Genomic DNA, 22,683 nt, shown 5'->3' on the forward strand with positions numbered 1-22,683 from the left:
GGCAGGAACCGCATCAACAGCGTAGCGCCGTAGCCCTGCCTGCGCCGCGCCAAGGGATGGCAGTCTGCTGCCTCGCCGGGGGGACTTCGGAGCAGAGCGCGACGAAGCGCACGATGGCTCCGTCATCGTCCCGGACTGCGGTGATCGTCCACCAGTGCAGGCATTCGGTCTGGTTGTTGCCGCGAATCCAGCATTCGCCGGCCCAGTGCCCGTCCTGGCACAGCGTCCGCCACAGCAAGGAATAGAAGCGCCGCGTGTGGCGGAGGGAACGGAAACGCCGCAAAGGCTGTTGCAACATGTCGGAACGGGAATACCCTGTCACACGCGCCAGGGCTTCGTTGCATTCGACGATGCGGGCGCGGGCATCGGCAATGAGGATGCCTTCCCGCATGGCGGTGAATACGCTGGCGACCAAGGCCAGTTGCTCCTCGACACGCTTGCGGTCGCTGATGTCGCTGATGACGACGACGAAACCATGTGCTTGCCCCGTAGGGTCACACAGGGGCCTGCCAATCACATTGGCCCAGAATTCGCTGCCATCCTTGCGGACGAACTTGCGATCTATCTGCACGTAAGGCACCTCTCCACGCACCATCGACAGCAATTGCAGGGGCCGCCGCGCCAGCTCGGTGGGCGTCACCAGCGATAGGTACTCCCTGCCCAGCAGCGCATCCATTGGGTGCCCGAACAGCTCGGTCATGCTTCGGTTGGCCTGGACGATGCGCCCCGTTTCGTCCATCAGAAAGATCCCGACGGGCGCCGTATCGGTGATTTGCCGCGTCAGCGTTTCGCGGGTCAGCAGTGCCTGGTGCGCCCGCTCGGCGTGCAGTTGCGCACGGGTTCGTTCGTCGATTTCGGCCCGGAGCGCGTCGTTGGCGCGGGCAAGCTGTTCGGTACGTTCCTGCACACGCGCTTCGAGTTCTTGCTGCGCCTGCGTCATGACTTCATTCTTGGCGCTAAGGGCAGACTGCGTCTCCAGCAAGGTGCGCGTCATGGTGTTGAAGGAGCGCGCAAGCTCGCCCACCTCGTCGTCCGTCACGGGGGCACGGGCATCCAGCCGTCCGGCGGCAATCGCCCTGGTCGTGCGTACCAGTGCTTGCAGCGGAAGCAGAATCGCCCGCGATAGCGAACGCGAGAACAACGCCGCACTGGCGATGGATAGCAGGAGGATGGCAGCCATCAGCCCCACAGTCAGGGATAACTGCCGTCGCAACGCTGCCACCACATCGGACTGGATGCGTGCGCTGCGCTGTTCGAGCATGTTGGATAGCCAAGACAGCGTGTGCTGGGTTTCTGCGCGTGCGTTGTGAAAGCGCACGAAGCTTTCCAGTACGTCGACATAAGTCGCAGCATCGCGGTGCAAGCGGAACAGCAACAAATCGCGCTCCGGGTGCCCGGAAACACGGTGGTTGTAGGCACGCAAGCGCTCCATGGCCTCACGCAAGTTTTGCAGGGCTTGCGCTGACGGATGCCCAGGGTCTGCCTGCAACGCCTGCCCCGCCCATAGCAATTGCAGCAGTGCAGTGTGTGCCGTGTCGAAAGCGATGTCGTCGAGACGATCCGAATCGGCTTCCCGCCCACGATGCAGGTGTTCGGCCATGCGCTTGCCCAACAAGTTCGTGCGGCTGCGCAGCGCGGCGAGTTGGTCGGCTTCGACGACGTATTTCTGAAAGTGGAGCCGAAAGTCGTCCAGCACCGGGAGCATCCCCGTCCACTGCGGATCTTGCTGGCCGGGATCCGCAGCACGCACGCCCTGGGCCAGCGCGTCGAGTTCGGTGAAGACGCGCTGCGCGCCACTGCGATCCGAGGTATCTGCGTACAGCGCTGTGTGTACGCGCACCTTTTCGATCCCGACCAGAATGGCGTCGATCTGCCGCTGGCTATGCAGTTGCCGAACCAGCACCACCGTCGCCACGCTGGCAACCAACGCATTGGCGACGAGCAAGGCAATCAGGACCCCCAGCCCAACGCGGATCCGATCGCGCAATCGTCCACTGCCGAAGAAGATACGCAAGGTATATCTACCGTTGGGTGTGGGCGTGGACGTCACGGGCCAATTGGCGCAGAAGGGTGGGGTACGCCTTGGGGTAAGCCAGGAATTCGGAAAAGGCATTCAACCCCAGCTCGGCGAGGGCGGGTGGGGTGGAGAGGTCGTACGGAAAAGCAAAGTAGGGACTGCGACCAATTTCGTCCAGGGCGTGTTGCTGCACTTCGTTGTAGACGCTGCGAGGAATGTCGAGGTTGGGCGCCAGCGCCCCCGATCCCTGGCTAAAAGCCCGCTGCGCTTCCACCCCGGCAAGAAAAACGAGTGCTTCCTTGGCGCCAGGCAGGTTCTGCGCCTTTTTGGGGATGACGATGCCGTCGATGGGGCCTAGCGCCACCGCAGGGATTTCGGGAACGATCATCGGGAACGGAAAAAACCCATAGTCCTTGCCAGGAACCCATTCGTAAGGCTTCTGTGCCAAATGCCCCAGGTTCCACGTGCCCATCAGGGTCATCGCCGCCTTGCCGTCATGCACCATCGCGTTGGCGTCCTTGTCCCACGCGGCATCGTTGGGAGCAGCGTTGAAGTACCCCTTCTCAATGAGTTCCGCCCAGCGTGCAAACACGGCATGCACCTTCGGGTCGTCATACGAGGCACTGCCCGCCATGAGCCGCTCGCGGAATTCGTATGGCACTGTGCGCAGCAGCAGGAAGTCGAACCAGAACTGCGCAGGCCAGCGATCCTTGGCCCCCAGCGCAATGGGAGTCACGCCACCGGAACGCAGCCGCTCGCACACAGCGAGGAATTCCTCCCACGTTTTGGGGGGTTGCACGCCATAGGCCGCAAACACTTTTTTGCTATAGAAAAAGCCCACAACATGCTGGGTCAACGGCAAAAAGTAGGTTTTGCCCCGGTATACGCTGGCAGCGCGAATCAGACTCGCGGAAAAGCGCTCATCGAGCTTGGCTTGTTTCCAGACGTCGTCGATGGGTTCGAGGTCGGCCAATACGGCGGCGGTGCGCTCCCCCGCCCAGTACGAATACAAGTCTGGCGGATGACCGTGTTGGAGCGTGTCCTGCATGCTGGCGTCGAAGGATTCGTGATCCAGCGCCACTGCTTTCAGCTCATAGCGCGGGTTGTTCGCGTTGAACACACGGGCCATGTCATCCACCCCGCCGCTGAGCGAATCCGTGAAGTAGTGCAGAAAAGTGACCACTGGACGTTGTGGGGCCACGGGTTCCGGGACACGGCTACAGCCAGCCAGCGCCCCCCAGCACGATCCACACCACACACCATACACGGAACATGCATCCTCCTGATCCGGTGAAAGATGCATTGTCGTCGTGGGCACCCATGGACAACGCCGGGATGCGCCATGCTCTCGTAGCAACGGCAAAAGCCGCTATAGCCGTTGCATCAGCTTGCGTGCGACGCCGTCCACGCCCATTGCCACGCTTCATCGGACAGGGCGGTGACATGCTCGGCCCCCCCGAAATGGTCGAGCACAGGGCAAGGATCCAACTCTTGCATCTCCAGCAAGGTGACGAGTGCGAGATACGGTTGCCACGGGCCTGCATGTGCCAACAGCGCCTGCTCTGCGTGGGGGTGCAGGTGCAAGGTCGAGATGACATCTTGCACGCTGATTTTGAGGATCGGCGACATCATCGACGCCAGCCCCAGCGTGAACAGCAGCGCGGGGGCCTCTTCGTGCTGTTCCCTCGCCAATCCTTCCATCAGGTGCGAGCGCCATAGCGCGACTTCCTGCAAGGCACTCGACACCCTACGTTTGCCGGCGAACTGGAACAGCAGCAGCGACAACCAGCGGTACAGCTCATCACGACCCAGCAGCAGGACGGCGGCATCAATGCTCGTTCCCGCTTCGAGGTGCGCGAGATTCGCGGTTTTGAGCCGCTGCAGTAGCCGGTACGACAGGCCGACGTCGCTCTTGATATTGGCAACGATCGCTTCCGTTTCCGCACCTGTGACGATCTGGTGCAGCAACTGACCGATGCGCCCGACCTCCGGGGAAACGGAAACAGTCTGGCCCGAATCCGCCCCGGAACCAGTAGGGGCCAGCGCTCCGCAGATGTAGTCCACCCCGCTCTGCAACGCCAATTCCAGGTCTTCAAAAGCGGCGATGTCCGTGCAGAGGGTGGGCAACGGACGCAGCTTGGGTGGCAAGGCAGCCAACGTGGCAAGCAGCGTGAACATGGGCTGTTTGCCCTGGCGGGCCAGAACGAAGTCGGGGAGCATATTGAGCCCTTCTCCCGTTTCGACTTCCCACGCCAGTTTGGCGCCCTGCGAACGCAGGTGCAGCAATGCGTCGTGGAGTCCCTGTGCAAAGTCTGGCGTGGTGGCGGGGTCGCACTCGCTGCGGTCGATGGCAATCCACACGCCCTGAACAACTTCCTCGCCCAGCAGATGTACCACGCAGTCTGCGGGCAGCCTGGCCAGGCCAATGCGCCCGCTCTGGCTGACCATCTGCGCACTGGCCAACACCGCGCGCGAATGGGCAAGCATCGCGCTGCGTTCCCCCCGGCGGCACAAACGCCGTTGCAAGTCCTGCCCAAGACGGAATTCGAAGCCGGCAATTTCCCCCTGGCTGGAAATCAGCGGGCAGCGCGAACCGACGACGGGCGCAGCCTGCGCTGCGGCGTAGGACGCAGCCCCCCCGACAGGCTGCGCATTGCCTTCGTTCCGGGAATCGGGCGCTTCGGCCTCGGTAAAGAGGCGCGCCCACCACCGCCGCAGCCCAAGGAACATACGAAGTACCTAGCGGACGAAATGCGCGTCGAGCACGGCGCCTTGGCTGGCGCTGGAGACGTTGAAGGCAAATTTGGCCTGCACGCCCCGCGTGTAGCGTGGCTGCGGCGGTGTCCATGCAGTGCGGCGGCGGGCGATTTCTTCGTCGCTGACGTCGAGGTGCAGCAGCCTGCGGTGCGCGTCGATGGTGATGGCATCCCCTTCCTGCACCAGGGCGATCAACCCGCCTACCGCTGCTTCCGGCGCGACATGGCCGACGACCATCCCCCACGTCCCCCCGGAAAACCTCCCGTCGGTGATCAGCCCAACGGATTCGCCCAGCCTTTTGCCGATCAAGGCACCGGTCGGGGCCAGCATCTCGGGCATCCCCGGCCCACCTTTGGGGCCTAGGTAGCGCAACACCATCACGTCCCCGGGGGCAATGTTGTCGGTCAGGATGGCTTTGAGCGCCGACTGTTCGTCGTCAAAAACCCGTGCGGGACCGGTCATCACCGGGTTCTTCAGCCCCGTGATTTTGGCCACGCAACCTTCTGTAGCCAGGTTCCCCTTGAGGATGGCCAAATGCCCCGTGGGGTACAGAGGGTTTTCGATGGGGTGGATGACGTCTTGGTCGGGCCGGGGGGTGTCGCCTACATCGGGAATGGCTGCCAGCACCTCTGCAATCGTCTGGCCGGTGATCGTCATGCAGTGCGGGTGTAGCAGGCCAGCGCGCAGCAGCATCTTCATGACTTGCGGAACCCCGCCCGCACGGTGGAAGTCGATCGTGAGGTATTGGCCGCTGGGTTTGAGGTCGCAGAGCACGGGGGTGCGGGCACGAATGCGCTCGAAGTCGTCGATCGTCCAGGGCACCTGTGCGGCGTGGGCGATGGCCAGAAAGTGCAGCACAGCATTGGTCGACCCGCCGACGGCCATGACGACGGCCACGGCGTTGTCGATGGATTCGCGGGTGACGATGTCACGCGGCTTGCGGCCATGGCGGATCGCATCCAGCAACACCCGTGCGGATTCGCGTGCGGAAGCAGCCTTTTCCTCATGCACATTGGCCATGGTGCTGGAGAAAGGCAGGGACATCCCCATTGCCTCGAACGCAGCGCTCATCGTGTTGGCGGTGTACATCCCCCCGCAAGACCCCGTTCCGGGAATCGCACGCTGCTCGATCTGCACCAGCGCATCGTCGCTGAGCCTGCCGCAGGCGTTTTCCCCAACGGCTTCGAAGACGCTGACGATGTTGAGATCCTTGCCCTCATGGCGGCCGGGGAGGATCGTCCCGCCATAGACGAAGATGGCCGGGACATTGGCGCGCAAGATTCCCATCATCCCGCCGGGCATGTTTTTGTCGCAGCCGCCGACGACGAGCACGCCGTCCATCCACTGCCCCTGCACGCAGGTTTCGATGCAGTCGGCAATCACTTCGCGGCTAACAAGGCTGTATTTCATCCCCTCAGTGCCCATCGACATCCCGTCGGAAACAGTCGGCGTTCCGAACATCTGCGGGTTGCCCCCGGCTTCTCGCACCCCTTCCACCGCAGCATCTGCCAACGTTTGTAGGCCGCTGTTGCAGGGGGTAATGGTGCTGTGCGCATTGGCCACGCCGACCATCGGTTTCTGAAAGTCGTCTGCCTGGTAGCCCATTCCATAGAACATCGAACGGTTGGGCGCGCGGGACTTGCCTTCCGTGATGTGCTTGCTGCGTTGGGTGGAGGGGTCGGAGGGTGCGTTCATGGTGCGTGCGCTACGAAAAATATCAGCAAAAAGAATCAACAAAACCATGGCCAGTCTCATCAGAACCGGCTCCAAGCCATTGTAGGAAGTGGGTGCGCAGCGAAGTGAAGACGGTGGCCCATCGCCCGGATGGGGCGCCATGGCGACCAGATTACGACGCTGTGCGCGGACCTTGCGTCCTTCCAAGACAATCGCGCCCATGCTGATCCACCCCGCCATCGACCCCGTTGCCCTGCACCTGGGGCCCCTTTCGATCCGCTGGTACGGGCTGACGTACCTCGCGGCCTTTGGCCTGTTCTTTGCCCTGGCGCTGCAGCGCCTGCGCGATGCACCCTTTGCGTCCATGACGGGCGCACGGGCATGGAACCGCCAACATGTCGAAGACTTGCTGTTCCTGGGGGCGATGGGCGCGATCCTCGGTGGGCGGCTCGGCTATTGCCTGTTTTACAAGCCGGGGTACTACGCCACGCACCCGCTGGAAGTGTTTGCCGTCTGGCAGGGGGGAATGAGTTTTCATGGTGGGATGCTGGGCGCCATCGCTGCGATGGTGTGGTTTGCCTACTCGTGCGGCAAGCCCATGATGGAAGTGACAGATCTCGCCGCGCCCTGCGTTCCCACGGGCTTGGCCTGCGGCAGGCTGGGGAACTTTCTCAATGGCGAGCTATGGGGCAGGCTCTGTGACCCTACCTTGCCTTGGGGCATGGTGTTTCGTGGCGCGGGAGACGCCCCCCGGCACCCGTCGCAGATTTACCAGTTCCTATTGGAAGGGCTGCTGCTTTTCGCGCTGCTGTGGTGGTGGTCACGCACGCCGCGCCCTCGGGGGCAGGTTTCTGCGTTTTTTCTACTGGGGTACGGCACGCTGCGTTTCTTCGCCGAATTTTTCCGCGAACCCGACGCGCATCTGGGGCTGCTGGGCCTGGGGTTGAGCATGGGGCAATGGCTTTGCGTCCCCATGGTGCTGGGCGGCATGGCGCTGTGGGCATGGTCGCTGCGGCAACCTTCGCAGAACGGCTGAGGGCGACGATGGAGCGCAATATCCGCAGTTTTGTGCGGCGCCTGGGGCGGATGACGACTGCGCAGACGCGTGCCCTGGACACACTAGGCCCGCGCTACGTCGTCCCGTTCTGCCCGCATCCCGTCGATCCACAGGGGCTTTTTGCAGAGTCGGACAACGCCGCGCCCTTGGCCCCCCTAGTGCTGGAAATCGGCTTCGGCATGGGGGAGGCAACAGCAACCATCGCGCAGGCGATGCCCGAGACGCGGTTCCTCTGCTGCGACGTGCATGTGCCTGGCGTGGGCGCACTGCTGGGGCGCATCGAAGCGCTGGGGCTGCGCAATGTGCGCATCTGTGTGCATGATGCCGTCGAAGTCGTCGGCACGATGCTCCCCCCGGCCTGCCTCGACGGGGTGCATCTGTTCTTTCCCGACCCCTGGCCCAAAAAACGCCACCACAAGCGCAGGCTCATCCAACCCACCTTCGTCGATACCCTGGTGCAGCGGGTGCGCGTGGGCGGGTACCTGCACTGCGCCACCGACATCGAAGACTATGCGCAGCAAATGCTGGCGGTATTGCAAGCCCACCCACAGTGGCACAACACGGCCATCGACTTGCCTGGCGATACGGGCTGCGCACCCGGCTTCGTCCCCCGGCCCCCGTACCGGCCCCTGACCAAGTTCGAGCAGCGGGGAGTGCGCCTGGGGCATGGTGTGTGGGATTTGGTGTTTGTGCGCAAGTAAGAAATTGGAACTCCCCTGCACGACGCTGCCGGGCGGCTTGCGTTGCCTCATAGTTGCATGTGAAGTATCATGTAACCACACATGCAACCAATGGAGGGCATCATGGCCTCAATCCACGAATCGACCAGCAAGGTAGCGCGTCACCGCGAGCGGATGCGTGCTGCGGGGCTGCGGCCTGTGCAGTTTTGGGTGCCGGACACCCGCTCGCCGGAGTTCATGGCGCAGGTGCGCCAGCAGTGCCAAAGTCTCCAGGGCGACCCGGCAGAAGCCGACGTTTTGCGCTTCACCGAAGAGGCCGCAACCCATGTTGAGGGTTGGGAATGACGCAACGAGGCGACTTGGTGATGGTTTCTCTGCAAGGCAACTATGGCAAACCGCGCCCAGCCTTGGTCATCCAATCAGACCTCTTGACGGATTTGGAAAGCGTTGTGCTGTGCCCGGTCACAAGCGATCTGCGCAATGCCGCATTTCGCGTGACCGTGGAACCGAATCCCGCCAATGGGTTGCGCACGCTTTCGCAAGTCATGGTAGACAAACTTTCGACGCTGCCGCGTACCAAAATCAGCGAACCGTTTGGCCGTCTTGATGAAGACAGGATGAAGACGGTAGACCGGGCCTTGCTACTGGTCGTTGGCGTGATCTGATGCCGACGACAAGATGCTTGCTCGGTTCCCTCGCGGAAATTTCGGCGGTTCCGGCACAGCACGCAACGCCAACGCTTGCGCATAGAGGCTACGGTGGGGGTGGCCGGTGAGTTCCTGCGCAATATGCACGGCGGTTTTGAGCGGAACGTGCCGTAGCAAGGTGGTCAGCAAGGGAGAAGCGTCTTCGACTTGCGCAGGCTGCGCAATAGGGTGGAGAACAAGCGCGAATTCGCCTTTGCAACGGTGGCTGGCGCTATCCAGCCACCCGGCAAGCTCTTGGGCAGGGAGGGTGGCGATGTCCTCGAAGCGCTTGGTCAGTTCCCGCCCCACGGTGATGATGCGGTCTCCCAGTACCCCCAACGCTTGCGCCAGCGGGCGGATGCGATGGGGTGCTTCGAGCAAGACGACGGCCCGGTGCTCCCGGCGCAAGACATCAAGGGCCGCACTGCGTTCCCCCTGCGCGGTCGGCAGGAACCCCATGAACACGAACGATCCGCCCCCCACGATGCCAGCGACGCTGAGCAAGGTCGTCACGCTACTGGCGCCGGGAATGGGCACGACAGAATGACCAGCCTGGCGCACGGCGGCAACCAGCCGCGCACCGGGGTCGCTGACTGCTGGCGTGCCTGCATCGCTGACGAACGCAACGTTCTTGCCCGCTGCCAGCAAGCGCAGCACCCCCTGCGCAGCCTCGTTTTCGTTGTGTTCGTGTACGGCGATCCACGCCGCCGGATGCGCCACGCCATAGGCATCAAGCAAGGCGCGGGTGTGGCGGGTGTCTTCACAGGCCAGAACGTCCATGCGCTGCAATACATCGAGCGCACGCAGGCTGATGTCCGCCAGATTGCCAATCGGCGTGGCCACGACGTGGAGCGCACCGTGCCGCAATGCCTGCCCCGCGCACGCCTGGCGGGCGGCTGCGAGCACGGCCTGTTTTCCTTCCCACGCCGTGGTGGGCGCAACCGGACCGCTTGATCCTGGGCATTCCACCCCCACCATCTGCGCATCTGCCAAGTTTTCATCGAGGTGCTGCATGCAAAGAATCCTGCTCTTTTTGCTGACGAATGTCTTGGTCGTGGCCGTGCTGGGGGTGACCGCGAACCTGCTGGGGCTGCGAGGGTATCTGCAAGCGAACGGGTTGCATCTGGGAATGCTCCTGGGCTTCGCTTTCTTGATGGGCTTCGGCGGCGCGATCTTTTCGCTGTTGATCAGCAAGCCGATGGCGAAGTGGACAGCCGGGGTGCGGATCATCGACCAACCATCCAATGCGACGGAAGCATGGCTCGTGCAAACCGTACACGAACTGGCCGAACGTGCGGGGATCGGCAGGCCAGAAGTCGGGGTGTTCGACGGCGCGCCCAACGCCTTTGCCACGGGGGCGTTCAAAAACTCTGCCCTCGTTGCCGTGAGCACGGGGCTGCTGGAATCGATGAACGCCGACGAGGTACGTGCGGTACTGGGCCACGAAATCGCCCACGTTGCGAATGGGGACATGGTGACGATGACCTTGATCCAAGGCGTGATGAACACCTTCGTCGTCTTTTTGAGCCGCGCCATCGGGTACGCAGTCGATGCATTCCTGCGCCGGGGCGACGACCGTGGTCATGGGCCAGGCATCGGCTACCTGCTCACGACCGTCGTACTCGACATCGTGCTGGGCTTCGCCGCCGCAATCGTGGTGGCATGGTTCAGCCGCCATCGCGAATTCCGCGCCGATGCGGGTTCCGCCGCCCTGCTGGGGCAAACGCGCCCAATGATCGCCGCGCTAGACCGGCTTCGCTCCCTGCACGCTGCGCCGCTACCGCGCAGCCTGGCTGCGCTGGGCATCCACGGCGGCATGTCGCAGCTCTTTGCCACGCACCCCCCGCTCGAAGAACGCATCGCCGCGCTGCGCAATCTTCGCCCCGGTGATTCTGCGTTGCGGTTGGACTAGGAAGCTGTTTCGCGAAAACAGCGCCATGACGGGAACCGGGTCAGGCATATTGCGGCGAACCGAACTGGTAGCCAGTCCATGGGAAACCGCCCCGGCAGCCATTGCATAGAAGCCTTGCGACGCAGGCCATCAAGCAGGCCATCAATCTTGATCCAGCTCCTGATCAATCATTGACAGCGGATCTTCTATCGGCTCCAGATGCGTGGTGACATGCGCATGGAGCAAGACGCGACGAATATCCGTTTCCAAACGATCCACCCAGTCATGGCCGAACTGCACCGTCCACGTACCGGGTACCAGGACATGTAGCGTGATGAACGCCCGGCTGCCAGCCTGGCGGGTACGAAGGGCATGAAAGCTCAGGCCGTGGGCACGATACTGGGCGAGCACGGCCTCGATTTGCGAAAGCTTGTCAGCGGGCAAGGAAACATCCATGAGGCCGTCTGCGGAGCGCCGCATGAGCTGCCAACCAGTCCAGATGATGTTCACCGCAACGAGCATGGCAATCGCAGGATCAAGCCAGAGCCAGTCGGTGAGGACTACCAATCCAACGCCAAGAATCACACCAACCGATGTCCACACATCGGTCATCAAGTGATGTGCATCTGCCTCCAGCGTAATGGAGTTGTTTTCGCGTCCCACCTTCATCAGAATGCGTGCGGTGGCGAAATTGATGACGGACGCTACAACGGAAACCAACAAACCGACCCCGACTGCTTCGATGGGCTGAGGATTGATCAGTCGCTCGATTCCGGTATAACCAATACTGATTGCGGCGAACAGAATCAGGATTCCCTCGAAAGCGCTGGAGAAGTATTCCGCCTTGCCATGGCCATGCGGATGTTCGACATCCGCAGGCAGCGCCGCCAACGTGAGCATCCACAGCGCCATGAGCGCCCCCGCAAGATTGACGAACGACTCCATGGCGTCCGACAACAGACCCACCGAGCCGGTCAGCCACCAAGCCATCCCTTTCAGCAGGATGGTGGTCACCGCAGCGGCGATGGAAAGCCAAGCGTAGCGGGTAAGGGACGGCGGCAGCACGGATGCAGACTCCATAACGCAGAACCTATTCGAATAGATTAGGACTTACGCAAAGTTGTCCCGGCTCGGCATACCGACGAAGACCGTACACGAAACATCCATTCTTAGCCACCACAATTGGATGGCAAATACTTGCCAGAAATAGTACCTTTTGTGCCAAAGTGTGTAACAGGGTCTTGGTCGGCAGAATTGCAGTTCCAGACAATCTTTCCGATTGGTGGAGTCGAACTTGTGTCGGTGCCGTACAACCTGGTGCCCGTCGCACCACCCACACGGGGGGCCAACACCAACGTATTGGCTCCAGCCGGGGCGATGGCTGTGGTATACGTGATGATGATATTTCCACGTGCATTGTCGATGGCAATACTGCTGACATAAGGCGTTGGAGATGGGCTAGTCCACCCCCTGCTAAACGGATCTCCCTGCATGGCATTGCCAAGCACGGTTACTTTGGCAGGCGCTGCAAGCGCCAGACCTTCGCTGGCTTTGGCCCGAATGATGAAAAGCTGGTACGCTGGCACAGCCATTGCGGCCAGAATGCCGATGATGGCCACGACAATCATCAATTCAATCAGCGTGAACCCGCTGTAAGGTAGGGTCTTGGAATGCGAGGACATGGTGCAAATATCAATGATGGGTCTACCAAAATTGGGGCCTAATTCGGTCAATACATTTCGACCAATACATGTCTGCCAATAACCGTACAGGCACCAACCACTCGTACTACCGATCTTCACTCAGGTACTCACACTATTGTGGAGCATCCGCTGTTCTTTGGGTGGGTTCCGCCACACCGTTCCGATTGGTGATCCGTTCCGCACTGGGAACAGTCGAGAAACTCGCCTGGCTCGTCCCGTCCGAACAGGTAGTGAACCGTATCACCACGACCGTAGTCGCCATCCTCGCCCCCAATGTGGCCGCGCCGCCGGTGTATCACGTCCTCATCGGGCAGCCGGTGGCCGCAGTGATCCATCAGGTGAGCCAAGGTAGCTTGTATGGCGGCGAGCGAGTGTGTCATGCTGGATTGCTGTTCCATGATGCCTGGACGGCCATCAGCCGCTCAAGACCTTCGTTGGCGCGTCCAGCCCGAAGAACACCTGATCGAGCAATACCGATTGCGCACGCTCGCAAGCGGCTTCCAGCATGAAGTCCGAACGGTTTTTGCCCAGCAAGTTGGCGGCGTGATCGATCAGTTCACGCTGCTCCGGCAAGGCGCGCAAATGGATGGCAGCAGCGCGCATGGCGCCTCCTCATGCAAATTCATTGGATACACAAATGATACGGTGCACGTGGAGCTGTTACCGACAGCCTGCTTGGCTAGAGCAGGCGACGAGTCCCACCCCAACCATGCACAATCTTCCAATCCACACCGTCCGATCCGTCGTCGCTTGCGGACGGAGACTTTCCATGCGGCCCGCGATAGTCGCCGCAACCTGATCCTGCAATATCGAGCCACAAATGCCGCAAAGGGAATCGTCCATCTCCATTACCGGGGACGCTGATACTTTTCGCAAACCCGTGGACATTCTGCGCGAATGGGACGCCCGGTCACTCCAGACCTTTCTCTGCGAAGTCGATTCGGAAACATTGATCCACTTCCTCTGGTACATGAAGAGTGGCCAGTTGCTTTGTCGAGTGCTCCAAAACATGTCGCAGCGAGCTGCGGAAATGGTTTTCGACGATCTGGAAAATACCTGGAGTGGAAAAGACCCGGATCATGCCCATGCGTTCGATGCCGAAAAAGGCCGACTGGCCATCAGCAGGGTCATGGACATCGTCGAGCGTCTGATCGCAGAAGGGCACATCCCGAATGACTTGGCGCACCGCCTCCCCACATCCTCACCGCCCGTCCTTCACCCGCTGGGCGAGGGGAGCGTCAAGAAGCCGCTTCGCGACTTCCCGATGGTCGAATAACACAACCTCTTCTGGAACCTTCCATGGGGAATTGCCACCAATCCTCGCCATATTGGGCCTGGCTAGGATGCCTGTATGCAATCGGGCTGAAGATCCGCCGCGAAGGTCTGCTGGCCATCGAGGAAGATATCGTCCATCCACACCAGGAAGATTCGCTGTTTGGAAAATATCCACTGACACGGAAACAACCGTATTTGGATTTTGCCTGTGATACCTTGCGGATGATGGTCGACGGCATGGCACAGCATTCCGGAAGGATCGACCTGTACCTTGACAATGCAGTTCGTGCTAACCGCCGCCAATGGTTTTGGCGACGCGCCAACGAGAATCTGCTCCAACTCATCGCCATCACGCTGCGGATGCTCAGTGACGGCCACCATCCCAACATTGCCTGTGAATTTGGGCGGCAAGCGATTCCCTTTGCGCAGCGCCCGACTTTTGATGACATGGGGGCCTGGCTGAAAGAGCAGCGTGCATCCAGCCGGATTCCTCTCTCAAAAGAACGTATTGCAGCATTCCTGCAAAGCATCGGCGCTGACGGTACCGATGTGCAATGACCATGATGACCGGGCGCGGCCTGCCAAGCAACCCTTTGACGGAAACACCAATGCAGTCAGATGGCTCTGCATCCCATTGCATTGCTGGGCCGGTTTGGCGTTATTCGATATCCATCAGCACGACCGTGACGTCGTCGGTCGCACCCTTGGCCAAGGCCTGGGTCATCAAGGTCACAAGACTTGCTTTGCGTGTTCCCGCAGATTCCACCGCTTCTGCAATCGCCTGGTTGTACATCACTTTCGTAATGCCATCCGACATCAATACCAGACGGTCCCCTTCCTCGATAGGGAATGCCCGGACTTCGATCTCTACCTGCGCATGGCCGATGTAATTGACAAGATGCCCCTCGGCGCTTTGATGGGCGTGCGTCAAAGCTTGCACTTGCCCATCCCGAATCAGCAGTGCCGAGGTATCCCCGGCGTGGAAAACATGAACCTGCCCTGCATATACCCACAACACGGTGGCAGCGCAGGCCCCCAGCGGCCGATCGGTACCTTCGATCCAGCCCCAGCCATGGATACGTCGGCTTGCCTCCAGCAACAAGTCGTGCATGGCTTGGGCCGAAGCCGCCCCTCGATAGAAGGCAGGCAGGGCATCACAGACCTCCTGGGCAGCCGACGTGCCTCTGGGCGCTGAGCCTACGCCATCGCACACGGCCAGCACTTCCCCCTTATCGGCTTGCACCACCAACGGCACGGGTGCGCACAGCAAACGATAGCGGTCTGCATACTCTGCATGGCGCACCCCCGGTCGCCAGGCAACTGCGGCATTGCCTCGTTCTTCCAGATGGAAAATGGACATCGAATGAATTGCAGATTGATCCAGGGCACGTCAAGAAGCCAGAAACTTTGGATTGCTGTTTGCTTTATCCCAATGCACCCCCCAAGCATGGTTCCGTTGCCTACTGTCTCCAGTCCAGTCCCCTGCTTCGTATAGGCTTGGTAGTGGATTCCGCTCGGATCCTGCATCGCCAAAACGTACCTCCCGGCGGTTCGCTTCCCAAACCCCGTACAGGTACCGTCGATCCATGCCGCCGTATGCACACGGGGGATTCGCCAGAAAGCGCCCATACTGGACTTCTCCCGCACGGTACCCGCCAAGCTTGCGCAAACAGTCCCTTTGCTTGGCAAGCCTCGCCCTATCCGGCACCGCTGCAGCGGTGTGGGCTGCGTTCCCACGCCGGAGCATGGGAACGATCGAACCCCGGCCAGATGGGGCATCGGTGGTTCTTTCGGTTCAAACGGGTACAAGTCTTGATCGTCTCCACGCACCGGCGCAGGTGCTGCGGTCAGTGACAGTTATGCAAACAGCGGGTACCTTTTACAGTCTACCGTCGTTGGGAATGCGACATCATGGTCGTTTTTCCCTCATGCAGTCACCAGGTGTCAGCCCTTTCGCGTTTTTCAGGGCAGGGTTGGCACCATTCGCCAACAGCAATTGTTCCAGTTCGTCCAGGCGGTTGAGGCGTTGCTGGATGGCCTCGCAGGTGGCCTGTGTCTTGATGGCATCGTCACGCTGTGGTTGGCTGGCTCGTTCTTTTGTTGTATCGATAGACAGAAACCGTGCATCTTTTGGGTCAGGGCACCGAGTGGCCTGCATGGCCTGGAGGTCGATTCGATCGTAGGCAATCTGGTGGAGTGGGGTGTCACCATCCTTGTCAGCCAAATTGGGGTTGGCACCGTGGTCGATGAGCGCTTTTTCCAGTGCAAGGTCACCCCTGCCGATGACCACCAGCATCTCCAACAGGGTGGCATTGGCTCGGGTCAACGTGCAAGAACCGTTTGGGTTTGCGTTGTGGTTCAACGCATGAAGAAAGGCGGCCCGGAATGCCGGAAGGTTGGCTCCGGTTGCCCGCTGTGCTCGTGCGGTATTGTCCAGCAGTTGCTCCAGGAACAAGGATTGTGGCTGGCCAAAGTCAATCTGCAAATAGGGGGCAAGCAGCTCGAACTGCGCCTGCGTCAATGGTTTCTGATTGCCTATGCGCAGGGATAAGGCACGCCGTAGCCAGGCTTCCTGATTTTCCAAAACATTCAGCGCACCCAGTTCGAGCAGAGTACGCAAGGTTTCCAGATCGGTCATCACACCGTTGTTGACCATTTCAAGAATGGGCGCTGGGGAAACGGTAAGAATGTTGGCACCGTGCTGATACAGCAGGCGAAGGATTTCCGGCCGGTTGTAGAAAACAGCATGGTGCATGGGGGTTCCCATGCCCCGCACGGGAATGAAATCGGGGTCAGCTCCTTTTTTCAGCAGGAAGGTCACCATCTCAGCGTCGCCCACTTTGATGGCCCAGAGCAGTGGGGTCAGCCGTCGATGGCCTTGCGGTGGCGTGTGTTGCATGGATACAGACACATTCGGGTCCGCAGGATGGACCGGGCGCAGCAGCATGCGACGAACGAGGCTGCGGGCCGTGGTTCGGTCGCCAAATTCAAGCAACGCTTCAAAGGCAGAAGCTTCCTGTTGGGGCGGACGCACATTGAGATCGGCACCGGCGTCAATCAGGGCTTCGATCAAGGGATGTTCAGCCTGATCGATCACGGAAAGATCGCGCCCAAACCAGATCAGACGGTTGAGCGGCCCCCGTCCGCCAGCATCGCGCTCGTTCGGGTTGGCGCCGGATGTCGCACAGGCCGTTGCGGCAGCGTAGTCCCGCCGATCCATCAGACCATGCAGATCGCAGGATTGAGAGGGTTGTTTTTCCGCGCCGTATGCACCCCAACCAGCCATCAGCACAACACCGGCCAGAAGCATCGTGTACACCCCCACTACCCTGGGGCGTTTGCATGGGCTGCGATTCGGATAACGCCAAGGCAGGCTCAGGCCGCCAACGGCTTTGAACCCAAAAAAACGTCGCTGGGGGGCAAGCCCCCCAGTCCCCCAAGGGGTAAAGCAATCAAGCTGCAAGCTGTAAGCGCCTACGGCGCAGTCCTGGCAAGACGGAACCCAGCGATATAGTTCCGGTTGACGGGCCTGTCCCCGTTGCGGATGGCTGCACGCAAGCTGTCTGGATTGTCGAGCCAGGAGCCGCCGCGCAAAACACGTAATTCGCACTGGCCACTCATCCAGGCACTGCCATTGGCAGGCGCGCCGTTGTAACTGTCATGCCAGCAGTCCTGCACCCATTCATAGACATTTCCGCTCATGTCGTACAGGCCCCAGGCATTGGGCTGCTTGCCTGCAACAGCATGCTGTCTGCCGCCGCTGTTGCCGCCAAACCACCCCACCGCTTCAGGGTTGTCACCGCCACAATAGGTGTGACGGCCGCCAGCACGGCAAGCGTATTCCCATTCCGATTCACTGGGCAACCGCCACCCACCCCCGTCGGTTTTGTTGAGCCATTCGATGAAATTTTGCGCGTCGTTCCAGCTCACCTGCACCACCGGGGCATCGGCACCGTAGGCGTTGTATTTCATGAAGTCGTCGTTCACCAGGTCATGGCGCCCGGTGGCGGCAATGAACCGCTTGAACTGGCCCAGCGTGACCTCGGTCTTGCCCATTTGGAAGGCCCGGATCGACACCCGATGCTGAGGGGTTTCACTATCGCCAGCATCGGAATCAGGTGAACCAGCCAGGCAATCCACCCCAATGGGTGCCTGGCCCAAAAAGGCGCGCTTTTTGTTGTCCTCCACTTGCGCCTGGGTCAGCTTGCACGAACCCATCACAAAACTGCCAGCGGGGATGTCCACCATCGTGATGCCGTATTTGTTGGTTCGTTCACCGGCCTGGATGGTCGTGACGAGCATGGCGCTGACCATCATCAAGCCAGCCCGAATGATCAAGTAATGCATGGTTCTACCTCTGATTGCGATGAGAATGAATACGGCAAAGCCCCATTGAAAAGGTCAGCGAACCTTGCCGAAGAAAACAAACGACCGGATGTGGGCAGCAAATCGCAAAGTGCCTAAGGCATTCGGTCATCACTTCAGCAGCGTTCGCTGCTTATTTACAGCTTGAAAACGCGTTCCGCATCAATGCATCAAGGGTTTCGTAACATGTCATTCCAGAGCACCAGCGACCGTTACTTTTCTCTTGTCTAACCAACTGAACTTTGCCATTTTCACAAGCAACCCTGTAGACAGTACTCATGTCCTCTTTGCCGTATACCTCGGTAGTGTAGGAATATGCGCTACCAATCAGTGCGAAAAATGACAATACCCCTGTCGCTATTGCAAACACTTTTTTCATTTCAGTTTCCTCGCGCCAGTCATAAAAATCAAATCGCTGCTAGGCGCATATCACAGCAATTTGAATAGAAAACACTTATAATCAAATCACAGCACTACTGAGTTTCTTTGTCCCGCAATGCCGTAACAAAATTACCCAATCCATTATCCAACGCCGACATGGCCCGGGAAAACAGGGGGCGGAAGTCTTCGGGGTGCGCCACAAACAACTCAATACTGACCCACACCCTGTCATTAACGGTAAAAACCTTCGTGACTTTTGATAATGCATTGGACTTGTCGGCTGCAGCAAGCACTTGCGAACGTTCTTGCTCATCATCGATACGCCACACATTCGCCAGCACAATGCGGAAGAATTCAGGGTCCCGCTCGGATACATCGATGAAGTAGGTTTTTCCTTCGTGTTTGAACCGAACATCGCCATCGCTATCGATGTCAGGTTTGTAGCCTTCACTGCTCAAATAATCCATATACAGCCGTTGCAGTTCCGTCTTGGTGGGGGGCTTCTTTTCGGCACTCTCTGTGACGGCAGTCGATTGCACCGCGCTTGGGCTTGCCCCACTCACTGCTCCGTTGTTCCCGGCAATGACGTGCGAAGAAGCCACCAACAATATACCAATTCCTAGAACAAAAGATTGTTTCATCCGATTTTTGGATACCACGCTCATACTCTATTCCCTTTCATTGGTTGAAAAAAATCAGGTCGATGGCCAGACATGATTGCTGTTTGCTTTATCCCGATGGATGAACCAGAAACCCTCTGATCTCATTCCATCGCATGGCCCCGGGGGAGTTGGCAAAAATTTGGAGAAAGTTGTACCAGATTACCCCCAATATGGCCGTCACCATCGCGGAAATGAATAGTACCCCGCCCCATTCCGACCCATCTGTTTGCGACAGGGTCCGTGCGAAATCAATCACAAAAAACAGCAAGAGCGGAAGCAATACCCGCGTCGGCCCGATGTCGTGTGCCAGCAGAAAACCTTGCACCCAGGGGAGCTTTTGGGCCAAACGCTGGTCCCATGCCTGCCAGGGCCAGTACAGCCGTACCGTGTATTGCAAACGCAGCCAGGCCACTCCCCTTGCCAAGCCGTAACCCACCATGGCACCCAACACCCCGGCAAGCCCAATGCCCAGCCACGCCCATGCATCGGTCAGGTGGTGTTCCACTGCCGCAGTCGCCCACAAGCCTGCGTTGACGGCAACGACGATGGTCGATAGGTACCACAACCAATGTTGCTGCGGACGTGGGCTGGTCCACCAGCGGAATACGGCCGACTGCACCCCTCCCAGGGCTTCGGGGTCGTTTTCGCTGATCCAGATCAGTGCCCGGTTCATGCGGTCATGCCATCGGGGTAGCACTGCAATCAGCCAATGCCGGTAACCGATGCGTGGAGCCAGCAGCGCCTGTGCGGCCTGGGCATCTATGGCTTCATGTCGAAGGGTTCCGTTGGCAATCCGGGCCAGCAAATTGCGATTCGTGCGTGGAAGGTCGCTCTCCAACAGCACGTCCGGCAAGGCTTCACCATCGTCGTGCTGGTACTGGCTGGGTCGCGGTATGGTCTGCGGCAATGATTGCGGCGCGTACAGAGATCGTGGTGGCTGGCCGAACCAGTCGGGAACCTGGCTTGTCGGCGGATATGGCAACGCTGAAGCCTGAGCAGCCATGGCCCACAACCAAGCGTGCAAGTCGTCATCACTGTCGAACGATAGGCTCGTTGGCTTGGGCGACGTGGCCCATACCATGGCCGCTTCGTACGCTGCGCGAACACGCTGGAAACCGTCAGGGTCCTCTTCGGGTCGCGCCGTTTTCAACCGGGCGAGGTAAGCGCGTTTGATGGCATGCTGGTCGTCGGTGGCCTCGATGCCCAGTTGTTCCCAACAATCCATGGGTAGTCAATACAGGTAATTCCGCTCCAAACGGTTCATGCAGGCTTCGAGCATTTTTCGCGCCTGGTCGATGCTTTCGGTTTCCTGGCTTTCCAGCGCCGCTTCCATGGCAAGAATCTGGTCGGCCAATGTGCGCCGGTCGCTGCCGGTCAGTTCTTCATGCAAACGGTCGGCACGCGCCAAAGTCGTGATGTTGGCCTGTTGGTTCCGTGGGTGAATCTTGAGCGTGGCCAGTTCTTGCAGCCGCGCTGCGACTTGGCTGGGGGTCAGGGAATGGGCATTGCCCTGCAAGACAAGGCGCTCGACGACCCCCGTCGAGGGGATCGTGACTTCGCATTCGAGAATGCCGCTGACGTCGTAGGTGAACCGCACGGTCATCGTGATTTCGCCGGCAGCTCGCGGGGGGATGGGGATTTCAAGCGTGCCCAGCAGAATGTTGTCCTTGACGAGGCGCGCTTCCCCTTGGTACACGTCGATGGCAACCGCTTGCTGGTAGTCATGCCCGGTTTGATACTGCGATTCCCTGCTGACCGGAACGGGGGTGTTGCGCTCGATGATCGGGTCGAAACAGCCGTGCTGGCGAACGCCGTTGCATTGTCGGGTGATGGACGTGCCCAGGCTGTAGGGGCAGACATCGACCATCACAATTTCGCGCAGCACCTGGTCACGCGCTGCCAAACCCGCCATCACCGCAGCCCCGCGTGCGATCACTTCGTCGGGGTTGAGATGCATCGCAGGAATGCGACCGAACATCTTGGCGACCAGACGACGGACCATCGGCATGCGGGTTGCCCCACCTGCCAGAACGACTTCGCCAATGGTGGATGCATCCAGCTTGGCATCGCGCAAAGCGCGTTCGATCGGGCGGCGAATGCGTTGTAACAGTGGCTCGCAGGCTTTTTCAAAAGCGGCAGCATGAATTGTGTGCCGGTAAGACGCTGTTTCCCATTCCAGGGCGAATTCGGCATCCTCGCCACTGCCTAGCACACGCTTGACGCGCTCGGCCTCCCGCCACAGTCGCCCTTGCAGTGTGGAAGACCCGTCGTAAGGCAGATTGGGCCATTGCCGTCGGACCATGTCTAGGATGATGTCGACAAAATCCTCGCCACCCAGAAAGTTGTCTCCCGTGCTGGCGCGTACTTCCATCAGGTCGTCGAATCGTTCCAGGATGGCAACGTCAAATGTGCCGCCCCCCAGATCGACGACCATGAAGGTGCTTTCGTTCGGTGCCTCTTGCAGTCCATACGACAAGGCGGCAGCCGTGGGTTCGTTGATCAGACGTTTGACGGTCAACCCGGCCAGTTCGCCAGCCTGACGGGTGGCAGTACGCTGGACGTTGCTGAAGTAGGCTGGCACCGTGATGATGGCTTCGCTGACGCTCTCATGAAGATAGTGCTCGGCATCCGCCTTGAGCGACTTGAGCACCAGGGCGGAGAGTTCCTCTGGTCGAAAACTGCGCTGGCCCAGTCGATACTGCCGATCACTGCCCATGTGGCGCTTGAAAATCGTCGCGCAAGACTCGGGCCGTGTCAGCCAGTAGTCGTGCGCTGCGCGTCCGACGAGGACATGTCCCTCTTCACCGATGCCCACGGCAGATGGCGTCAGCACCTCGCCCAGCGCGTTCGGGATCAGAACGGCTTGGTTCTCTTGCCAGACGGAGATCAAGGAATGGGTGGTGCCCAGGTCAATGCCGACGATCATGCAAGGCTCCGGAACGGTAGGGCCATTCACATCGCAAACGGCCACGCAGGAAATGCGATGAATCAATGCGCTGGTCAATGCCACGCCGGTAATCGCCATAGGTGCCGAGCATACGCACGCAGTTGCCGGGGTCATCGTCGGCGCTGTCACCCGGGCAGAGGCTGACGATCTGCCCATCGAACGTGGCATTCGCGGCCATGCGGCGGCGGATGGATCGATCCGCCGGTTCGATCAGCGTCAGGGGCACGCGCAGCCCCAGCACCAAATCCAGCGCCACAGGCTCGATCTTGCGCCACCGGTTGCCGATGCTTGCTTCCGCATCACCCAGCACGCATTGCACCCGTTCGCCATCCCGCGCAACGCGACGACGCTCGGCCAGTTCGGCATTTTTTCGCAGAGCTTCCGCTTCGCTCGCCCGGGCTTCAGCCGCCTGGCGCTCGTTTTCAGCACGGTCGATCGCGGCTTGCTCGCCATAGGCTTGCAGCCGCTGCTCGTTCGAAAGGGCTTGCCAGTGGTCGTCCGCAATGCCCAGAGGGTGATGGGGCGCGCAGGCAGCCAGAGCCATACAAGTCAAGAGCAAAAAGGCGATGCGTTGGTGCATGAACAATA

General features: G+C 60.2%; 23 protein-coding genes. 7 read left to right on the top strand and 16 right to left on the bottom strand.

The window, feature by feature from the left end:
- Nucleotides 1-13: 13 nt before the first annotated feature.
- The 4 genes from CENROD_RS07340 to ilvD form a co-directional block, all read right to left on the bottom strand.
- Nucleotides 14-2,014, bottom strand: coding sequence for a PAS domain S-box protein (locus CENROD_RS07340; protein ID WP_022773651.1), 2,001 nt, complete (start codon nucleotides 2,012-2,014; stop codon nucleotides 14-16).
- A gap of 7 nt (nucleotides 2,015-2,021) precedes the next feature.
- On the bottom strand, nucleotides 2,022-3,320 hold the full coding sequence (locus CENROD_RS07345) for an ABC transporter substrate-binding protein (protein WP_081699842.1): 1,299 nt from the start codon (nucleotides 3,318-3,320) through the stop codon (nucleotides 2,022-2,024).
- An 80-nt stretch (nucleotides 3,321-3,400) separates the two neighbouring features.
- Complete coding sequence (locus tag CENROD_RS07350) at nucleotides 3,401-4,747, bottom strand: YuxH family protein (protein ID WP_022773657.1); 1,347 nt, start codon at nucleotides 4,745-4,747, stop codon at nucleotides 3,401-3,403.
- A 9-nt stretch (nucleotides 4,748-4,756) separates the two neighbouring features.
- A complete protein-coding gene (gene ilvD / locus CENROD_RS07355) occupies nucleotides 4,757-6,469 on the bottom strand; it encodes a dihydroxy-acid dehydratase (protein ID WP_022773661.1) in 1,713 nt (570 codons plus the stop codon).
- Between the two features lie 199 nt (nucleotides 6,470-6,668).
- On the opposite strand from ilvD, the gene lgt reads away from it, so the two are divergent.
- The 4 genes from lgt (at nucleotide 6,669) to CENROD_RS07375 (ending at nucleotide 8,850) form a co-directional block, all read left to right on the top strand.
- Nucleotides 6,669-7,484, top strand: a complete 816-nt coding sequence (gene lgt, locus CENROD_RS07360) for a prolipoprotein diacylglyceryl transferase (RefSeq protein WP_022773664.1) — start codon at nucleotides 6,669-6,671, stop codon at nucleotides 7,482-7,484.
- 8 nt (nucleotides 7,485-7,492) lie between these two features.
- Nucleotides 7,493-8,206, top strand: coding sequence for a tRNA (guanosine(46)-N7)-methyltransferase TrmB (gene trmB / locus CENROD_RS07365; RefSeq protein ID WP_022773666.1), 714 nt, complete (start codon nucleotides 7,493-7,495; stop codon nucleotides 8,204-8,206).
- 102 nt (nucleotides 8,207-8,308) lie between these two features.
- A complete protein-coding gene (locus CENROD_RS07370; RefSeq protein ID WP_041194305.1) occupies nucleotides 8,309-8,530 on the top strand; it encodes an antitoxin MazE family protein in 222 nt (73 codons plus the stop codon).
- Complete coding sequence (locus CENROD_RS07375) at nucleotides 8,527-8,850, top strand: type II toxin-antitoxin system PemK/MazF family toxin (protein WP_022773672.1); 324 nt, start codon at nucleotides 8,527-8,529, stop codon at nucleotides 8,848-8,850. Before CENROD_RS07370 ends, CENROD_RS07375 begins: the two co-directional genes overlap by 4 nt.
- Here CENROD_RS07375 and rsmI read toward each other — a convergent pair.
- Complete coding sequence (rsmI, locus tag CENROD_RS07380) at nucleotides 8,827-9,885, bottom strand: 16S rRNA (cytidine(1402)-2'-O)-methyltransferase (protein ID WP_022773676.1); 1,059 nt, start codon at nucleotides 9,883-9,885, stop codon at nucleotides 8,827-8,829. The genes CENROD_RS07375 and rsmI overlap by 24 nt on opposite strands.
- Between rsmI and htpX the strand changes: the two genes are divergently transcribed.
- Nucleotides 9,884-10,783 carry a protease HtpX gene (htpX, locus tag CENROD_RS07385; protein ID WP_022773679.1) on the top strand — a complete coding sequence of 300 codons (900 nt, stop codon included), beginning with the start codon at nucleotides 9,884-9,886 and terminating at the stop codon, nucleotides 10,781-10,783. The genes rsmI and htpX overlap by 2 nt on opposite strands.
- 141 nt (nucleotides 10,784-10,924) lie before the next feature.
- Here htpX and CENROD_RS07390 read toward each other — a convergent pair whose 3' ends face one another.
- From CENROD_RS07390 to CENROD_RS07400, 4 genes are all read right to left on the bottom strand, one after another.
- On the bottom strand, nucleotides 10,925-11,842 hold the full coding sequence (locus tag CENROD_RS07390; RefSeq protein ID WP_022773682.1) for a cation diffusion facilitator family transporter: 918 nt from the start codon (nucleotides 11,840-11,842) through the stop codon (nucleotides 10,925-10,927).
- Between the two features lie 89 nt (nucleotides 11,843-11,931).
- Nucleotides 11,932-12,444 carry a pilin gene (locus tag CENROD_RS07395; protein ID WP_022773686.1) on the bottom strand — a complete coding sequence of 171 codons (513 nt, stop codon included), beginning with the start codon at nucleotides 12,442-12,444 and terminating at the stop codon, nucleotides 11,932-11,934.
- Between the two features lie 128 nt (nucleotides 12,445-12,572).
- Nucleotides 12,573-12,845, bottom strand: coding sequence for a hypothetical protein (locus tag CENROD_RS13580; RefSeq protein WP_022773690.1), 273 nt, complete (start codon nucleotides 12,843-12,845; stop codon nucleotides 12,573-12,575).
- Between the two features lie 34 nt (nucleotides 12,846-12,879).
- Nucleotides 12,880-13,068, bottom strand: coding sequence for a type II toxin-antitoxin system TacA family antitoxin (locus CENROD_RS07400; RefSeq protein WP_022773693.1), 189 nt, complete (start codon nucleotides 13,066-13,068; stop codon nucleotides 12,880-12,882).
- Between the two features lie 217 nt (nucleotides 13,069-13,285).
- On the opposite strand from CENROD_RS07400, the gene CENROD_RS07405 reads away from it, so the two are divergent.
- Nucleotides 13,286-13,741 carry a FliG C-terminal domain-containing protein gene (locus CENROD_RS07405; protein WP_041193388.1) on the top strand — a complete coding sequence of 152 codons (456 nt, stop codon included), beginning with the start codon at nucleotides 13,286-13,288 and terminating at the stop codon, nucleotides 13,739-13,741.
- Nucleotides 13,742-13,764: 23 nt separating this feature from the next.
- Nucleotides 13,765-14,298: a MotA/TolQ/ExbB proton channel family protein gene (locus CENROD_RS07410; protein ID WP_022773704.1), complete on the top strand. Its 534-nt coding sequence runs from the start codon at nucleotides 13,765-13,767 to the stop codon at nucleotides 14,296-14,298.
- 100 nt (nucleotides 14,299-14,398) lie between these two features.
- On the opposite strand, the gene CENROD_RS07415 is transcribed toward CENROD_RS07410, so the two are convergent.
- The 7 genes from CENROD_RS07415 to CENROD_RS07445 form a co-directional block, all read right to left on the bottom strand.
- A complete protein-coding gene (locus CENROD_RS07415) occupies nucleotides 14,399-15,100 on the bottom strand; it encodes a PP2C family protein-serine/threonine phosphatase (protein ID WP_022773708.1) in 702 nt (233 codons plus the stop codon).
- A 549-nt stretch (nucleotides 15,101-15,649) separates the two neighbouring features.
- Nucleotides 15,650-17,050 carry an ankyrin repeat domain-containing protein gene (locus CENROD_RS07420; RefSeq protein WP_238551850.1) on the bottom strand — a complete coding sequence of 467 codons (1,401 nt, stop codon included), beginning with the start codon at nucleotides 17,048-17,050 and terminating at the stop codon, nucleotides 15,650-15,652.
- Nucleotides 17,051-17,214: 164 nt separating this feature from the next.
- On the bottom strand, nucleotides 17,215-18,087 hold the full coding sequence (locus CENROD_RS07425) for a formylglycine-generating enzyme family protein (protein WP_022773722.1): 873 nt from the start codon (nucleotides 18,085-18,087) through the stop codon (nucleotides 17,215-17,217).
- 491 nt (nucleotides 18,088-18,578) lie between these two features.
- Complete coding sequence (locus tag CENROD_RS07430; protein WP_022773729.1) at nucleotides 18,579-19,151, bottom strand: T3SS (YopN, CesT) and YbjN peptide-binding chaperone 1; 573 nt, start codon at nucleotides 19,149-19,151, stop codon at nucleotides 18,579-18,581.
- A gap of 64 nt (nucleotides 19,152-19,215) precedes the next feature.
- Entirely contained in the window at nucleotides 19,216-20,373 is a 1,158-nt protein-coding gene (locus CENROD_RS07435; RefSeq protein WP_022773732.1) for a J domain-containing protein, read from the bottom strand.
- Between the two features lie 6 nt (nucleotides 20,374-20,379).
- The gene (locus CENROD_RS07440; RefSeq protein ID WP_022773736.1) at nucleotides 20,380-22,074 is read right to left on the bottom strand and encodes an Hsp70 family protein; all 1,695 of its coding nucleotides are present in this window, start codon (nucleotides 22,072-22,074) and stop codon (nucleotides 20,380-20,382) included.
- On the bottom strand, nucleotides 22,058-22,675 hold the full coding sequence (locus tag CENROD_RS07445; RefSeq protein WP_022773740.1) for a hypothetical protein: 618 nt from the start codon (nucleotides 22,673-22,675) through the stop codon (nucleotides 22,058-22,060). The genes CENROD_RS07440 and CENROD_RS07445 overlap by 17 nt, the downstream gene beginning before the upstream one ends.
- Nucleotides 22,676-22,683 lie beyond the last annotated feature (8 nt).

The organism is Candidatus Symbiobacter mobilis CR, assembly GCF_000477435.1.
Taxonomy (GTDB): domain Bacteria; phylum Pseudomonadota; class Gammaproteobacteria; order Burkholderiales; family Burkholderiaceae_C; genus Rhodoferax; species Rhodoferax mobilis.

Excerpts from the sequence above, each read along its gene's own strand:
- CENROD_RS07435 (WP_022773732.1), bottom strand. The coding sequence starts at position 20,373 with ATGGATTGTTGGGAACAACTGGGCATCGAGGCCACCGACGACCAGCAT.
- htpX (WP_022773679.1), top strand. The coding sequence starts at position 9,884 with ATGCAAAGAATCCTGCTCTTTTTGCTGACGAATGTCTTGGTCGTGGCC.
- CENROD_RS07420 (WP_238551850.1), bottom strand. The coding sequence starts at position 17,050 with ATGCTTCTGGCCGGTGTTGTGCTGATGGCTGGTTGGGGTGCATACGGC.
- CENROD_RS07370 (WP_041194305.1), top strand. The coding sequence starts at position 8,309 with ATGGCCTCAATCCACGAATCGACCAGCAAGGTAGCGCGTCACCGCGAG.
- CENROD_RS07440 (WP_022773736.1), bottom strand. The coding sequence starts at position 22,074 with ATGATCGTCGGCATTGACCTGGGCACCACCCATTCCTTGATCTCCGTC.
- CENROD_RS07430 (WP_022773729.1), bottom strand. The coding sequence starts at position 19,151 with ATGAGCGTGGTATCCAAAAATCGGATGAAACAATCTTTTGTTCTAGGA.
- CENROD_RS07400 (WP_022773693.1), bottom strand. The coding sequence starts at position 13,068 with ATGCGCGCTGCTGCCATCCATTTGCGCGCCTTGCCGGAGCAGCGTGAA.
- CENROD_RS13580 (WP_022773690.1), bottom strand. The coding sequence starts at position 12,845 with ATGACACACTCGCTCGCCGCCATACAAGCTACCTTGGCTCACCTGATG.
- ilvD (WP_022773661.1), bottom strand. The coding sequence starts at position 6,469 with ATGAACGCACCCTCCGACCCCTCCACCCAACGCAGCAAGCACATCACG.
- CENROD_RS07415 (WP_022773708.1), bottom strand. The coding sequence starts at position 15,100 with ATGTCCATTTTCCATCTGGAAGAACGAGGCAATGCCGCAGTTGCCTGG.
- CENROD_RS07350 (WP_022773657.1), bottom strand. The coding sequence starts at position 4,747 with ATGTTCCTTGGGCTGCGGCGGTGGTGGGCGCGCCTCTTTACCGAGGCC.
- CENROD_RS07445 (WP_022773740.1), bottom strand. The coding sequence starts at position 22,675 with ATGCACCAACGCATCGCCTTTTTGCTCTTGACTTGTATGGCTCTGGCT.
- lgt (WP_022773664.1), top strand. The coding sequence starts at position 6,669 with ATGCTGATCCACCCCGCCATCGACCCCGTTGCCCTGCACCTGGGGCCC.
- CENROD_RS07405 (WP_041193388.1), top strand. The coding sequence starts at position 13,286 with ATGCCGCAAAGGGAATCGTCCATCTCCATTACCGGGGACGCTGATACT.
- CENROD_RS07345 (WP_081699842.1), bottom strand. The coding sequence starts at position 3,320 with ATGCATCTTTCACCGGATCAGGAGGATGCATGTTCCGTGTATGGTGTG.
- CENROD_RS07410 (WP_022773704.1), top strand. The coding sequence starts at position 13,765 with ATGGGGAATTGCCACCAATCCTCGCCATATTGGGCCTGGCTAGGATGC.
- CENROD_RS07375 (WP_022773672.1), top strand. The coding sequence starts at position 8,527 with ATGACGCAACGAGGCGACTTGGTGATGGTTTCTCTGCAAGGCAACTAT.
- CENROD_RS07390 (WP_022773682.1), bottom strand. The coding sequence starts at position 11,842 with ATGGAGTCTGCATCCGTGCTGCCGCCGTCCCTTACCCGCTACGCTTGG.
- rsmI (WP_022773676.1), bottom strand. The coding sequence starts at position 9,885 with ATGCAGCACCTCGATGAAAACTTGGCAGATGCGCAGATGGTGGGGGTG.
- trmB (WP_022773666.1), top strand. The coding sequence starts at position 7,493 with ATGGAGCGCAATATCCGCAGTTTTGTGCGGCGCCTGGGGCGGATGACG.
- CENROD_RS07425 (WP_022773722.1), bottom strand. The coding sequence starts at position 18,087 with ATGCATTACTTGATCATTCGGGCTGGCTTGATGATGGTCAGCGCCATG.
- CENROD_RS07395 (WP_022773686.1), bottom strand. The coding sequence starts at position 12,444 with ATGTCCTCGCATTCCAAGACCCTACCTTACAGCGGGTTCACGCTGATT.